Raw genomic sequence first — 13269 nt, 5'->3', positions numbered from 1 at the left:
GCGCGACGGCTACTCCGCCGCGACGCCCTTCACCTCGAGATAGCTCTCCATCGAATCATCCAGCGCCTGCAGCCACGGCGTATGGTGCAGCGGCGCCATGGTGCCGGTCATCAGCGAACGATAGGCGTTGTCGCGGAAGCCCATGATGTTCTCCGCCTTGTGGTGCTCCCATTCCATGAAGGTCCGGTTGACCGCCTCGACGTCGAAGCCGGGATAGTCGGTCTGGTCCATCAATTCCCTGGTGTAGTCGCCCTGGAACCAGATCATCTGCTCGGCGTCCTCCAGCGTCTCCTCGCGCGCTCGCCATTTGGCGCCGTGCTCGGCCATCGCCTCGGCCGACGGCAATTTGATGCGGCCCATGATGACATCGCGCGCGTACCAGGCCTGCGCGTCGAACATGTTGAAGGTGTAGAACTGGTCCTGCATGCCGATATAGGAGAGCTGCGGGTTCTTCTCCCAGACGACACCCTCATAGAGGTCCAGCGGCCACATGCGGTTGGCGGTCTTGAGCTTGAGATCGTCGGTGAGGAAGGGGAAGGAATGGAGGTAGCCGGTGCACAGGATGATGGCGTCGACATCCTTGGTGGTGCCATCCTTGAAATGCGCGGTCTTGCCGACGACCTTCTGCAGCAGCGGCACCTCTTTCCAGTTCTCCGGCCATTTGAAGCCCATCGGCTTGGAGCGATAGCTGGAGGTGATCGATCTGGCGCCGTATTTGTAGCACTGCGAGCCGATGTCCTCGGCGGAATAGGAGCGGCCGATGATCAGTATGTCCTTGCCCTTGAACTCCATGGCGTCGCGGAAATCATGGCTGTGCAGGATGCGGCCGTTGAAGGTGGAAAAACCTTCGAAATAGGGCACGTTGGGCACCGAGAAATGCCCGGAAGCGACGACGACATTGTCGAACTCCTCCGAATAGGTGACGTCGTTGCTGCGGTCATGCGCGGTGACGGTGAACTTCTTCGTCTCGTCGGAGAAGGTGACCATGCGCACCGGGCTGTTGAACCGCACCCATTTGCGCAGACCTGATTTCTCGACGCGGCCCTTGATGTAGTCCCACAGCACGGCGCGCGGCGGATAGGAACCGATCGGCCGGCCGAAATGTTCCTCGAACGTGTAGTCGGCGAATTCCAGGCATTCCTTCGGCCCGTTCGACCAGAGGTAGCGGTACATCGAGCCGTGGACGGGATCGCCATGCTCGTCGAGGCCCGTGCGCCAGGTGTAGTTCCACAGGCCGCCCCAATCGGACTGCTTTTCGAAGCAGACGATCTCGGGTATCTCGGCGCCCTTGTCGGCCGCCGATTTGAAGGCCCTGAGCTGTGCCAGGCCGGATGGTCCGGCTCCGATGACGGCAACGCGACTTTTCATTGCAGGGCCTCCTGTCATGATTTCCCCAGCGAAACAAATTTCACTGACAGGACAGTAATTGGCCCATCCATGCTGTCAACTGGCGTTGTAGGAAACCTCGTTTCGCGACACCGGATTTTCCCGCAAAACCCGGCGCCTGCCGAAATCTGCGGTCGGCATCATTCGACCAAGAGGGCTTGCTGTCGCGGTTGCGTTTCTGTATCGGCACCGAATATGTTCACCTTGAGTGAAAAAATCGGCAGATTCCCTCGGGGCGGCAAAATGGCGAAATCAGCATCAAACCTCAAGTCCGGCGCCGTCGCCAAGACAGAGCCATCGCCGAAGACGGGTGACGGGCGGACGATCCGGGCGCCGCTGACGCAGAATCCGCATGCCATTCGCGATACGCGTGAAAAGGTGCTGGAGGTGGCGATCGGCCGCGAGGTGCGGGCGTTCCGCAAGAAGCTCGGCATCACCGTCGCCGACCTGGCGGCCGCCACCGACATTTCGCTCGGCATGCTGTCGAAGATCGAGAACGGCATCACCTCGCCGTCGCTGACTACGCTGCAGGCGCTGTCGCGAGCGCTCGGCGTCCCGGTCACCGCGTTTTTCCGCCGCTTCGAGGAAGAGCGCAGCGCCGTCTTCGTCAAGGCCGGCGAAGGCCTCGACGTCGAGCGCCGCGGCACGCGCGCCGGCCACCAGTACAATCTGCTCGGCCATATCGGATCGAACACCAGCGGCGTCGTCGTCGAACCCTATCTGATCACGCTGACCGAGGATTCGGATGTGTTCCCGACCTTCCAGCACGAGGGCATGGAGTTCCTCTACATGCTCGAAGGCGAGGTCGTTTACCGGCACGGCAGCAACCTCTACCCGATGAAGCCCGGCGACAGCCTGTTCTTCGACGCCGACGCGCCGCACGGGCCGGAGCAATTGACCAAGCTGCCGATGCGGTATTTGTCGATCATCTGCTACCCCCAGAGCGCGGGTTGAGTTGGCCAATCTCACCCTTTGAGATCCCCATCCGGAAGATCGGCAGCTTCACGACATCCGATCTCCCCACTTGAGGGGGAGATGTCCGGCAGGACAGAGGGGGGCGCTGTCCCGCCGACGTATCATTACTGGGCTGGTTCATACCGCGCTTCGTCATCCTCGGGCTTGACCCGAGGATCCTGTGACCTTTGACGAAGGGCGCATCGGAGCAAAACTCTTAGCCGTTGCAATACCTTAACGTCGCGGCATGGATCGTAGGGTCTGCGCCGCGTCGCTTCGCTCCTTGCTTCGCCCTAGGATGACGATCTCAATGGTTCGCATTCCTTCGCGCCCCCCTCTGCCCTGCCGGGCATCTCCCCCTCTTGGGGGGAGATTGGCAGCTTTAGGGGCAGCGCCAACATCAGCTATTCAATCCGGCCCAAACCCCGGGCTTGTCGCACTTCCATCATCCAATTTCGACAGCCACTCCACCAGCGCCGGCCGATAGCGGGTCAGGCCCTTGTAGTTGGCGAGCTCGTCGGGCAGGTCGCGGATGACGCGGTGCAGGCGTCGGGCCCATTTCGGCTGCGTTGCCAGTTCGTCCATCTTGATCAGGTAGCAGCGGATCGGGAAGACGATGCCGTTGGAACGCGGCAGACGCCAGAAGCTCTGCAGCTCCACGCGCAGATGCACCTTGTCGCCGACGTTTTCCGGCGTCACCGTGGCGCGGTCCGGTCCCCATTTGTGGTAGTTTTCGGGGCTGGTGTCGAGGCGCGGATTGATGGTCATCGTCCAGTTGAGACGCCGCGCCGGCTTGCCTTGCTGGATGTTGGTGAGGAATTTCAGCGCCCTGACGAAAATTCCCTTCTCATGCGCCAGCGGCACCGGCGCGTGCCATTCGAAGAAGTTCATGCCGATGTCGAAATCGAGCGACCAGTCGGCCTGGGTGGTCACCATACCGGCATCCATCCACAGATTGCCGTCGCGCTGGTCGAGGATGCAGAAATCGCCCTGGCTTTGGCGGGTAATGTATTCCATCGGGCCATAGGGCAGCGTCGAGGTGTCGCCGAAGGTGAAGGTGTCGTCGATGCCGAGCGGCCGGTTGATCCAGCGCCAACGGTCGCCGTCACGGGTGAGCGTGAAATGCTCGGGATAGCCCAGCGCCTGCTGCTCCATCAGGAGTTCCAGCAAATCCCAGCCGGCCAGCGTCATGTGCGGCAGCGATTGGCAGCGCAGCGGGTCCTCCGCCAGCACCAGAGCGCGGTCCTGCATCTCGGCGATATAGTGCTCGTCGACGTCGATCAGGTTTTCCAGCACGCTGCCCTTCGGCCCGACGACATGCGGCTCGATATTGACCGCGTACATGTAGGCGTCCTCGTGGAACGGGAACGGAAAGCGCCTGATGTGCTCCGGACTGTTCCTGAAGGTGAAGTCGTCGCGGAACGTTTCCTTGCGAAAGGTGATGCCCAAGCTCGCCTCCTATCTTTCCAAGACCAGCGATTTGCCTTCGAAGCGCGACACGCACGGCATGATCTTGCAGCCGGAACGGTGATCGTCCTCGCTCAGCCAGTGGTCGTTGTGAATGAACTTGCCGTCGGACGAGACGACATTGGTTTCGCACTGGCCGCAGACGCCGCCGCGACAGAGATAGGGCGGATCGACGCCGGCCGCCTCGATCGCCTCGAGCAGGCTCTGCTGCTCGCCGACCCGGATCGCCTTGCCGCTGACAGCCAGCATCACGTCGAACGGCAGGCCTGGCTGGGGTGCCGCGAAATGCTCGAAATGCACCGTCTCCGGCGGCCAGCCAAGCGCGGCGGCGCGTTCGCGCACCCAGCCGATCATGCCTGCCGGACCGCAGACATAGAGATGTGTGCCGAGCGGCTGCGACGACAGGAGCCTGTCGAGATCGACTCGCTCTTCGCGGTCGTCATGGTAGAGCCTGACCCTGCGGCCGTAGCGCTCCCGCAGTACATCGGCATAGGTGCCGAGCGAGGATGTGCGGCAGGTATAGTGCAGTTCGAAATTGCCGCCCTCGCCCGCCAGCTGCGCGGTCTGCGCCATGAACGGCGTGATGCCGATGCCGCCGGCCAGCATCAGGTGTTTCTTCGCCCTGAGGTCGAGCGAGAACAGGTTGACGGGATAGCTGATTACCATCTCCAGCCCGGGCTTGACGCGCCTGTGCATGAACAGCGAGCCGCCGCGCCCGACATCGTCGCGGCGCACCGAGATCGTGTACTCGCGCGTATCGAGCGGCGAGCCCATCAGCGAATAGGGATTGAGCCTGGTGCGCTCGCCGTCGCGCATCTCGACCACGACATGGGCACCGCCGGAGAAGGTCGGCAAAAGCTCGCCGTCGCGCCGGCGGAAATGAAAGCGGGTGACCAGCTCGTTGACCGGGACGACGTCGCTGACCACAACGTCGAGCTTGGTGGTGCCGGTGCTCATCGGAAGATCTCCTCCATCGGAGGAATTTCGCTGCGATCCTCGGCATTGATGCAGACGCCCTGGAAGGCGGCGAGGCGCCTGGAATAATGATCGCGCACCAAAAGCAGCAGGCCGCAATGCGCGCAGGTGGCCGGCTGCGTCGTGACGTTTTCGGTGATGCCCTTGCAGTGCACGCATTGCATGCGGCGCGCCAGCGAGCCGCGATGCTCGGTCTGGATCGAGGTGTGGTCGATGCCGGCTTCGAGTGCCGCCTGCATGGCCTGGCCGATCAGCCCCTCGGTGCCGGAGAGATAGAGGCGCAGGCCCATATGCGCGTTGGCCAGCGTCTGTCTCAGGCGCGGCAGCAGGCTGGCGAAGGACGGCGCCTGGTGGAATTGCGCGGGCTTCAGCGCTTCAAGCGCCGCAATGTGCTTGCCGTCAGGTCCTGGAATGAAGACGATCTCGGCGCCATCGAAAAAACCGGCGGGGGCTCTGCCGGCCATGTCCGATATGGCGAGCGCCCCTTCGGCATCCGCGATGAAAAGATGGTGTTTGCCGGGCTGAGCGGACAGCGTCCCGTAGACCGGCCGGCTGATGATGCTTTTGGCTGCCATTTACGCTTTCATGCCTCGAACGCCTCGCTTTCGACTATGCCTCAGCCTTTCGCCGTGCGCTTGGTCTTCTTGGGGTCGTCGAACGGCAATGGCTGCGCCGTCGCCCTGATCGATCCGCTCCCGTTGCGGATCTCCAGCCTGGTGTCCTTGACCGCGCAGTCGACGTCGAGGCGGGCGATGCCCATCGATTTCTCGACCAGCGGCGAATACATGGCGCAGGTCACCACGCCGACCTTTTTGCCGTCGCGATAGGCCGGCGCGCCCTCGTCGGCCGGCTCCTTGCCTTCGAGCAGCACGCCATAGATCTTGAAACGCTCCTTGCCTTTCAGGCGATAATGCTCTTCCGCACCGCGGAAGCCTGTCTTGCCGGGGCTGACCGTGAAGTCGAGGCCGAGTTCCCATAGCGTATCGCCGGGGCCTTCATTCTCGAACGGGTATTTCTGCGAATTGTCGTAGGGGTAGAAGAGCAAATAACTTTCGACGCGCAGCATGTCGAGCGTGGTGAAACGGCATGGGATGATGCCGGCGCTCTTGCCCTCGTCGAGGATCCTGTCCCAGATCGTGCCGGCATCCTGGCCGCGGCAGAAAATCTCATAGCCGCGCTCGCCAGTGTAGCCGGTGCGCGAGATCATGACGGGCAAGCCGAACAGCTGCGTCTGCATGTGGTGGAAGTAGTTGAGATCGCGAATACCAGGCACATGCCTGGCCAGATAATCGACAGCGGTCGGTCCTTGCAAAGACAAATCGTGCAGATTGTCGTCGAAGCGCACCGACACATCGCGCCCGACGGAAGCGCGCTGCAATTCCTCGTGGCCGGTTCCCGAACCGTGCACGACCATCCAGGAATTCGGCCCGGTGCGGTAAAGGATACAGTCGTCGGTGAATTTTCCCGCCTCGTTCAGCATGCAGGCATAGGCCGACTTGCCGGGATAGATCTTTTCCACGTCGCGCGTCGTCGCCAGGTCGATGAGATGCGAGGCGTGCGGGCCTGATATGTGGACCTTCTTAAGGCCCGACACGTCCATCAGCCCGGCTTTGGTGCGGATGGCGACATATTCCTCGTCGGCATCCTTGTCGTAGGTCCAGGCGGTGCCCATGCCGCTCCAGTCTTCGAGCTTCGAGCCAAGCGCGCGATGGCGATCCGCCAGGGTCGAAAATCTCCAGGATGCCGTCATCCGCTCGTCCTCCGTTTCGAAAATTACGCTGTTCCCTGCTCCTTTGCATCGAGGCCGGAGCTTTGGTTGGAATATTGACCGCAAACGCTGGAAGCCTGCAATCCCCTTCAAGCAAATAATTTCATTGTCAGGCAAAATCCGGCGTCCCGAACAATCGGTTAACTCAGCGTAAATTCGTCTTGACAATTCCGGAATTCAGCCTGAACTTATGAAAAAAATTTCACTCTCTTGAAAGAGGACGGCGGACGGTGAATTCGGAACCGGACGTCGGAAAAGGGGAAAACCGATGTCAGACCTCCAGCGGCGCATCGAGGCGCTGTATCGCTCCGACGTGCGCGGATCCGCGCTCCTGATCATCTGCCTGTGGGCGACGATCCTGTTCGTGCTGCTGATGACATGGCCATACATACCGGACGCCGGGATCAAGTTCGTGGTGGCGGTTGCCGCCGCCGCCGTGCTGATCTTCAACACGGCGGCCATCCTGGCGATGGTCAACCACTACAAGGAAGACAAGGAATTCATCTACGGGCTCGACATCAAGAACGCCGACGCGTTCCGCAACAGCAAGTCCTGAGGGGTACAACGCATGTCCCGCTATACACCGCCGGAGCAGAGCAAGGCCGGGCAGATCTTTGATATCGTCGTCGTGGTCGTCGCCATTTTCGTGGCATTGTGGCTGCCGCTCAAGATGGGGTTGGCGGGTGCTGCGAAGTCCATCGACGCGCTCGACGCCAAGACGTGGGAAGCGCTCGGCCAAAACCCGACCATGGCCTCGATCTGGGAAAAGCTCGGCTACACGCCCGAAACCGCGCACGACATCATCCAGAACCGCTTCCACTATGTCATCGATTGGCCGACGCTGATCATCATGGCCGCGGTGCTGATCGGCTATTTCGTGTTCCTGTTCCGCGCATCCGACCGCGAATATCGCGACGTCATCAACGAAAAGTTCGAAGACAAGTAGTCCGGGGGACGCATCATGTGGATACCACTCTCTTACGCATGCTGGGGCATCTCGATCCTGCTCGCCCTGTGGATGCTCTACGACTGGTTCAAGGTCGATACGACTTATCCCGAGGACGTCTTGACCTCGTCGCGCGAAGGCGAACTTGAAGCCGTTTCCGAAAAACACCGGATCTGAGTGGGGATTGAACGATGGCGATCGCGGTTGAAACGAGAGAAACGTCAATCCACGGCGACAGGGTTTCGCTGCTCAGGGTGCTCGGCCCGGCCCATGTCTGGGCGCTCGGCGTCGGCATCGTTCTGGTCGGCGAGTTCACCGGCTGGAATTTTGCCGCCGACAAGGGCGGCGCGCTGGCGGCACTGATCGTCTGCTGGATCGTCGGGCTGCTCTATACCTCCGTCGCCATGATCGATTCCGAGGTGACGTCGACCGTCGCCGCAGCCGGCGGCCAATATGCGCAGGCCAAGCATATCGTCGGGCCGCTGATGGCCTTCAACGTCGCGCTGTTCCTGGTCTTCGCCTACACGATGCTCGAAGTGTCGGACGCCATCCTGCTCGGCGACACGATCGTCGCCAAGGCGGGCGTCGAGGGCCTCACCCACAACTCCTTCATCGCGGCCACCATCGTCGTGCTGGCGTGGCTCAACTATCGCGGCGTGCTGATGACGCTCAACGTCAACTTCGTCATCACCGCGATCGCCTATGTCTCGATCGTCATCCTGTTCTTCTCGGTCAGCCCGTGGACGCAAGGCGCCGTGCTGAAGCTCAACGAACTGGTCACGCCAGGCAACGCCCTGCCCTATGGCTGGATCGGCGTCATCGCCGCCTTCCAGTTCGGTATCTGGTATTATCTCGGCATCGAGGGGACCACGCAGGCGGCCGAGGAAGTTCGCTCGCCGGCGCGCTCGCTGCCCTACGGCACGATGGCCGGCATGATCACGCTTTTGATCGCCGCCGCCATGACCTGGTATGTCTGCGCCTCGATGATGCCTTGGGAGTATCTCGGCATCACCTATTATCCGCTGTGGGACGCCGGCAAGCTGACCGGCAGCCCGCTGCTGGAAAACCTGCTGTTCATCGCCACGCTGCTGGCGGCGCTGGCCTCGGCCAATGGTTGCATCAACGACGCGGCACGTGCCTGGTTCTCGCTCGGCCGCGACCGCTATCTGCCGAGCTGGTTCTCGGCGGTGCACCCGAGATATCGCACACCCTACCGCTCGATCCTGTTCCTGCTGCCGATCGCACTGGCCTTCGCCTTCATCGCCGACCTCAACCAGGCGATCACCTTCTCGATCCTGTCTGGCGTGCTGCAATACACCTTCATGAGCATCAACATCATGATGTTCAGGAAAAAGTGGCCGTTGGGCTCGATCCGCCGCGGCTACACGCATCCCTTCCATCCGCTGCCGGCGATCGTGCTGTTCTGTCTATGCGTGGTGACCTTCTTCGCGATCTTCCTCGGCTTCGGTTCGCAATTGATCGCCATGGTCGCGTTCTATTTCCTGATCTCGCTGTGGTTCCATTTCTACCGCTATAGATTCGTGCGGCGCGGCGACCAGTTCACCATGCCATGGCCGAAACCGCAGGGCTATTGATGGGAGAAGGCCCGTCCGGATCCCGGGCGGGCCTGGCATGACAAAATGTCCGAGCTGACGTCAGCACTGCTTGCCGGGGCGATTGTCCTGGCTCTCGTCCTTCATCTTGCCCTGGTGGCGCGCCGCAGCCGCAACAGGGCTGCGGTGGCGCTCGCCGCCGACCACGCCGGCATCCGCACCGTCATTGCCGACGCCGAAGATTTCTCGGACGGCACTGCCGGCGTCGTCACCTGGGAAGGATCGTGGAACGGCCAGCGCGTCCAGGTCCGCACCATCGTCGACACGCTGGCGACGAGAAAGCTGCCGGCGCGCTGGCTCAGCGTGTCGATCACGGAAAAAACAGCCGTGCCCGGCACGTTCGACATGATGATGCGGCCGGGCTCGCCGACGACCTTCTCCAATTTCGATCATCTCGACCATACGCTGCCGAAGGCGCCCGGCTTCCCGGCCGAGGCGGTGCTGCGGACGGACCGGAGGGGCGTGCGCTTTCCGCAAGGCATCATCGCCGACCATATCGAGCCTTTTTCCGAAGGGCGCGCCAAGGAGCTTCTGATCACGCCAAAAGGTGTGCGCATTGTCTGGCTGCTGGCAGAGGCCGAGCGGGCCCGCTACGGTGTCTTCCGGCAAGCCGCTTTCGGCGACGCGCGAATCGACCCGGCGGTGATCGAGCGGCTGCTCGTATCGCTCTTCGACCTGCGTGAGGCCATCAACAGGAACGAACGGCAAGCCGCATGACCAGTTCAATCACCTCGCCGGCGCCGGTCAGCCCTTATCTTGTCCTGGGCGCGGCCATCGTGCTGCCGGGCAGCGGACACGTCATGCTCGGCATTGCGACGCGCGGCCTGCAATTTCTTTTCTTCATCGTTATCCTGGCCTGGGTAACGGCGAAGATCGCGCCGCCCGACGCCAGCTTCGTCGGCCGCCATGCCGGCGGCTTCCTGATCTATGCCTTGTCGATCCTCGATGCCTACAAAACCGCCCGCGTGCGCGCCGCCAAATGGGCCCACGGCACGCACCGGCAAGGCGACAAAAGCGATGACCCCGGCAATGGTCATGTGTAACTAGAGGAAAAATTCTTTCATACCAATTGAATTCCCGAGACTCATTCGATACATCATTTCGGAGCCACAAACGTCGGGAGGCTGACATGTGCGGAATCGTCGGACTTTTCTTGAAGGACAAGGCGCTGGAGCCGAAGCTCGGCGCGATGCTGTCGGAGATGCTGGTGTCGCTCAGCGATCGCGGCCCCGACAGCGCCGGGATCGCGATTTATGGCGCGGCTTCCGGCAACGAGGCCAAGATCACCATCCAGTCGGCGAACCCGGAACGAGATTTCCGTGGCCTCGAAGCGGAGCTTGCCAGGACCATCGGCATGCCTGTGACGATCGCCGTCAAGTCGACGCACGCGGTGGTGCGGACGAGGCCCGAGAAAATCGACGAGGCGCGGGAGGCCATCCAGGCGCTGCGGCCCGATATCCGCATCATGGGCGCCGGCGACGTGGTCGAGATATACAAGGAAGTCGGCCTGCCGGAGGCGGTCGTCGATCGCTTCGAGGTCCGCAAGATGGCCGGGACGCATGGCATCGGCCACACCCGCATGGCGACCGAATCGGCGGTGACGACGATGGGCGCGCATCCGTTCTCGACCGGCGCCGACCAGTGCCTGGTGCACAATGGTTCGCTGTCCAACCACAACAATGTCCGCCGCGAGCTGATCCGCGAAGGCATGAAATTCGAGACCGAGAACGATACCGAGGTTGCGGCCGCCTATCTCTCCTCGCAGATGGCGCATGGCAAGAACCTCGGCGAAGCCCTGGAAGGCACGCTCTCCGATCTCGACGGCTTCTTCACCTTCGTCGTCGGCACCAAGAACGGTTTCGGCGTCGTGCGCGATCCGATCGCCTGCAAGCCCGCCGTCATGGCCGAGACCGACCAGTATGTCGCCTTCGGCTCGGAATATCGCGCGCTGACCAAACTGCCCGGCATAGACAATGCGAGGGTCTGGGAACCGGAGCCCGCAACCGTCTATTTCTGGGAGCATTGAGTTCATGGCGGCAATTTCCAAGGCAACGCGCGATCAAAGCCCCGCTAACAATCAGGCATCGCGCGTCTTCGACCTCGACCAGATGTCGCTGCGCGAACTCAACCAGGCGCTGCACAATCTGGCCCCCGGTTCGAACGAGACGGCGTGGGAAGTGCTGAACCCGAAGGGCAACCATTCGGTCGCCGTCGGCGTCGACCAGCCCATCAGCATCGATGTGCGCGGCAGCGTCGGCTACTACTGCGGCGGCATGAATTCCGGCAGTGCCATTACCGTGCATGGTTCGGCGGGACCCGGCGTCGGCGAAAACATGATGTCGGGCTCGATAACGGTCAAAGGCGACGCCAGCCAGTATGCCGGCGCTACCGGCAAGGGCGGCCTGCTGGTCATCGAGGGCAACGCCTCGTCGCGCTGCGGCATTTCGATGAAAGGCATCGACATCGTCGTGCACGGCAATATCGGCCACATGTCGGCCTTCATGGCGCAGTCGGGCAATCTGGTGGTATTGGGCGATGCCGGCGACGCGCTCGGCGATTCCATCTACGAGGCGCGGCTTTTCGTGCGCGGCAAGGTGGGCAGCCTGGGCGCCGACTGCATCGCCAAGGAAATGCGGTCCGAGCACCTGGAATTGCTGCAGGGCCTGCTCGACCGCGCCGGCATCACCGGCGTGAAGCCGTCGGAGTTCAAGCGCTACGGCTCGGCGCGCACGCTCTACAATTTCAATATCGACAACGCCGACGCGTATTGAGGCAGCATGACCTATCGCAACCCGCCGACGACGCCGCGCAAATCCGCGACCTTCGACGACTACACGCTTTCCGAGATCCGCCGCGCCGCGGCGACCGGCATCTACGACATCCGTGGCGCCGGCGCCAAGCGCAAGCTGCCGCATTTCGATGACCTGCTGTTCCTCGGCGCTTCGATCTCGCGCTATCCGCTGGAAGGCTACCGCGAGCGCTGCGACACGTCGGTCGTCCTGGGGTCGCGCCATGCCAAGAAGCCGATCGAGCTGAAGATCCCGATCACCGTCGCCGGCATGAGCTTCGGCTCGCTGTCGGGCCCGGCCAAGGAAGCGCTCGGGCGCGGCGCGACGCTGTCGGGCACGTCGACGACCACGGGTGATGGCGGCATGACCGAAGAAGAGCGCGGTCATTCGAAAACGCTGGTCTATCAGTATCTCCCCTCGCGCTACGGCATGAACCTGCGCGACCTGCGCCGCGCCGACGCGATCGAGGTCGTTGTCGGCCAGGGCGCCAAGCCCGGCGGCGGCGGCATGCTGCTCGGCCAGAAGATTTCCGATCGCGTCGCCGAAATGCGCACGCTGCCGAAAGGCATCGACCAGCGCTCGGCCTCGCGCCACCCCGACTGGACCGGGCCCGACGACCTCGAGATCAAGATCCTCGAGCTGCGCGAAATCACCGACTGGGAAAAGCCGATCTACGTCAAGGTCGGCGGCGCGCGGCCCTATTACGACACCGCGCTTGCGGTGAAGGCCGGCGCCGACGTCGTCGTCGTTGACGGCATGCAGGGCGGCACCGCCGCCACCCAGGAAGTGTTCATCGAGAATGTCGGCCAGCCGACGCTCGCTTGCATCCGACCGGCGGTGCAGGCGCTGCAGGACCTCGGCATGCACCGCAAGGTGCAGCTGATCGTCTCGGGCGGCATCCGCAACGGCGCCGATGTCGCCAAGGCGCTGGCGCTCGGTGTCGACGCGGTCTCGATCGGCACGGCGGCGCTGGTCGCGCTCGGCGACAACGATCCCCGCTGGGAGGCGGAGTACAACGAACTCGGCACCACCGCCGGCGCCTATGACGACTGGCACGAGGGCCGCGACCCGGCTGGCATCACCACGCAGGATCCCGAACTGATGAAGCGGGTCGATCCGGTGGCCGCCGGCCGCCGGCTGGCGAACTATCTCAAGGTGATGACGCTGGAAGCGCAGACCATTGCGCGGGCCTGCGGCAAGAACAGCCTGCACAATCTCGAACCCGAGGATCTCGTCGCGCTGACGATCGAAGCCGCCGCCATGGCCGGCGTGCCGCTCGCCGGCACCAACTGGATACCGGGGAAGAACGGCTTCTGATCAAGGAAGGGCCGAAGCCCACATGCTCTGCGGCCAACAATCGACAAAAAATGG

General features: G+C 62.6%; 15 protein-coding genes. 10 read left to right on the top strand and 5 right to left on the bottom strand.

Annotation, left to right across the window (positions count from 1 at the left end; translation table 11 throughout):
• Window positions 1-9: 9 nt before the first annotated feature.
• Window positions 10-1368, bottom strand: a complete 1359-nt coding sequence (locus NKJ26_RS10520) for a trimethylamine monooxygenase (RefSeq protein WP_352695191.1) — start codon at window positions 1366-1368, stop codon at window positions 10-12.
• Between the two features lie 261 nt (window positions 1369-1629).
• On the opposite strand from NKJ26_RS10520, the gene NKJ26_RS10515 reads away from it, so the two are divergent.
• Window positions 1630-2340, top strand: coding sequence for a helix-turn-helix domain-containing protein (locus NKJ26_RS10515; RefSeq protein WP_027023041.1), 711 nt, complete (start codon window positions 1630-1632; stop codon window positions 2338-2340).
• 408 nt (window positions 2341-2748) lie between these two features.
• Here the strand turns inward: NKJ26_RS10515 and NKJ26_RS10510 are convergent, their stop codons facing one another.
• From NKJ26_RS10510 to NKJ26_RS10495, 4 genes are read right to left on the bottom strand one after another with little or no spacing between them, the layout of a single operon-like run.
• A complete protein-coding gene (locus NKJ26_RS10510) occupies window positions 2749-3789 on the bottom strand; it encodes a heme-dependent oxidative N-demethylase family protein (RefSeq protein ID WP_352695190.1) in 1041 nt (346 codons plus the stop codon).
• A gap of 9 nt (window positions 3790-3798) precedes the next feature.
• A complete protein-coding gene (locus NKJ26_RS10505) occupies window positions 3799-4764 on the bottom strand; it encodes a PDR/VanB family oxidoreductase (protein WP_352695189.1) in 966 nt (321 codons plus the stop codon).
• Window positions 4761-5357, bottom strand: a complete 597-nt coding sequence (locus NKJ26_RS10500) for a dimethylamine monooxygenase subunit DmmA family protein (protein ID WP_027023044.1) — start codon at window positions 5355-5357, stop codon at window positions 4761-4763. Before NKJ26_RS10500 ends, NKJ26_RS10505 begins: the two co-directional genes overlap by 4 nt.
• Window positions 5358-5398: 41 nt before the next feature.
• Window positions 5399-6532: an aminomethyl transferase family protein gene (locus tag NKJ26_RS10495; RefSeq protein ID WP_352695188.1), complete on the bottom strand. Its 1134-nt coding sequence runs from the start codon at window positions 6530-6532 to the stop codon at window positions 5399-5401.
• A 286-nt stretch (window positions 6533-6818) separates the two neighbouring features.
• Between NKJ26_RS10495 and NKJ26_RS10490 the strand changes: the two genes are divergently transcribed.
• The 9 genes from NKJ26_RS10490 (at window position 6819) to NKJ26_RS10450 (ending at window position 13215) form a co-directional block, all read left to right on the top strand.
• Complete coding sequence (locus NKJ26_RS10490) at window positions 6819-7106, top strand: hypothetical protein (protein ID WP_352598790.1); 288 nt, start codon at window positions 6819-6821, stop codon at window positions 7104-7106.
• A 12-nt stretch (window positions 7107-7118) separates the two neighbouring features.
• Window positions 7119-7496, top strand: a complete 378-nt coding sequence (locus tag NKJ26_RS10485; RefSeq protein ID WP_352598791.1) for a hypothetical protein — start codon at window positions 7119-7121, stop codon at window positions 7494-7496.
• Window positions 7497-7511: 15 nt separating this feature from the next.
• Complete coding sequence (locus tag NKJ26_RS10480) at window positions 7512-7673, top strand: hypothetical protein (RefSeq protein ID WP_352598792.1); 162 nt, start codon at window positions 7512-7514, stop codon at window positions 7671-7673.
• Between the two features lie 14 nt (window positions 7674-7687).
• Window positions 7688-9091 carry an APC family permease gene (locus NKJ26_RS10475; RefSeq protein ID WP_352695187.1) on the top strand — a complete coding sequence of 468 codons (1404 nt, stop codon included), beginning with the start codon at window positions 7688-7690 and terminating at the stop codon, window positions 9089-9091.
• Window positions 9092-9136: 45 nt separating this feature from the next.
• The gene (locus tag NKJ26_RS10470; protein WP_352695186.1) at window positions 9137-9826 is read left to right on the top strand and encodes a hypothetical protein; all 690 of its coding nucleotides are present in this window, start codon (window positions 9137-9139) and stop codon (window positions 9824-9826) included.
• Entirely contained in the window at window positions 9823-10152 is a 330-nt protein-coding gene (locus NKJ26_RS10465) for a hypothetical protein (protein WP_352598795.1), read from the top strand. The genes NKJ26_RS10470 and NKJ26_RS10465 overlap by 4 nt, the downstream gene beginning before the upstream one ends.
• A gap of 86 nt (window positions 10153-10238) precedes the next feature.
• Window positions 10239-11135: a class II glutamine amidotransferase gene (locus NKJ26_RS10460; RefSeq protein ID WP_352695185.1), complete on the top strand. Its 897-nt coding sequence runs from the start codon at window positions 10239-10241 to the stop codon at window positions 11133-11135.
• 4 nt (window positions 11136-11139) lie between these two features.
• Window positions 11140-11880, top strand: coding sequence for a GltB/FmdC/FwdC-like GXGXG domain-containing protein (locus NKJ26_RS10455; RefSeq protein ID WP_352598797.1), 741 nt, complete (start codon window positions 11140-11142; stop codon window positions 11878-11880).
• 6 nt (window positions 11881-11886) lie between these two features.
• Window positions 11887-13215, top strand: a complete 1329-nt coding sequence (locus NKJ26_RS10450; RefSeq protein ID WP_027023053.1) for an FMN-binding glutamate synthase family protein — start codon at window positions 11887-11889, stop codon at window positions 13213-13215.
• The last annotated feature ends 54 nt before the right edge of the window (window positions 13216-13269 follow it).

Source organism: Mesorhizobium sp. M0152 (assembly GCF_040322415.1).
In the GTDB taxonomy this organism is placed as follows: Bacteria; Pseudomonadota; Alphaproteobacteria; order Rhizobiales; family Rhizobiaceae; genus Mesorhizobium.
This window is presented reverse-complemented; position numbering and strand designations above follow the sequence as displayed.

Excerpts from the sequence above, each read along its gene's own strand:
- NKJ26_RS10505 (WP_352695189.1), bottom strand. The coding sequence starts at position 4,764 with ATGAGCACCGGCACCACCAAGCTCGACGTTGTGGTCAGCGACGTCGTC.
- NKJ26_RS10460 (WP_352695185.1), top strand. The coding sequence starts at position 10,239 with ATGTGCGGAATCGTCGGACTTTTCTTGAAGGACAAGGCGCTGGAGCCG.
- NKJ26_RS10450 (WP_027023053.1), top strand. The coding sequence starts at position 11,887 with ATGACCTATCGCAACCCGCCGACGACGCCGCGCAAATCCGCGACCTTC.
- NKJ26_RS10465 (WP_352598795.1), top strand. The coding sequence starts at position 9,823 with ATGACCAGTTCAATCACCTCGCCGGCGCCGGTCAGCCCTTATCTTGTC.
- NKJ26_RS10470 (WP_352695186.1), top strand. The coding sequence starts at position 9,137 with ATGTCCGAGCTGACGTCAGCACTGCTTGCCGGGGCGATTGTCCTGGCT.
- NKJ26_RS10485 (WP_352598791.1), top strand. The coding sequence starts at position 7,119 with ATGTCCCGCTATACACCGCCGGAGCAGAGCAAGGCCGGGCAGATCTTT.
- NKJ26_RS10480 (WP_352598792.1), top strand. The coding sequence starts at position 7,512 with ATGTGGATACCACTCTCTTACGCATGCTGGGGCATCTCGATCCTGCTC.
- NKJ26_RS10495 (WP_352695188.1), bottom strand. The coding sequence starts at position 6,532 with ATGACGGCATCCTGGAGATTTTCGACCCTGGCGGATCGCCATCGCGCG.
- NKJ26_RS10475 (WP_352695187.1), top strand. The coding sequence starts at position 7,688 with ATGGCGATCGCGGTTGAAACGAGAGAAACGTCAATCCACGGCGACAGG.
- NKJ26_RS10455 (WP_352598797.1), top strand. The coding sequence starts at position 11,140 with ATGGCGGCAATTTCCAAGGCAACGCGCGATCAAAGCCCCGCTAACAAT.
- NKJ26_RS10515 (WP_027023041.1), top strand. The coding sequence starts at position 1,630 with ATGGCGAAATCAGCATCAAACCTCAAGTCCGGCGCCGTCGCCAAGACA.
- NKJ26_RS10500 (WP_027023044.1), bottom strand. The coding sequence starts at position 5,357 with ATGGCAGCCAAAAGCATCATCAGCCGGCCGGTCTACGGGACGCTGTCC.
- NKJ26_RS10490 (WP_352598790.1), top strand. The coding sequence starts at position 6,819 with ATGTCAGACCTCCAGCGGCGCATCGAGGCGCTGTATCGCTCCGACGTG.
- NKJ26_RS10520 (WP_352695191.1), bottom strand. The coding sequence starts at position 1,368 with ATGAAAAGTCGCGTTGCCGTCATCGGAGCCGGACCATCCGGCCTGGCA.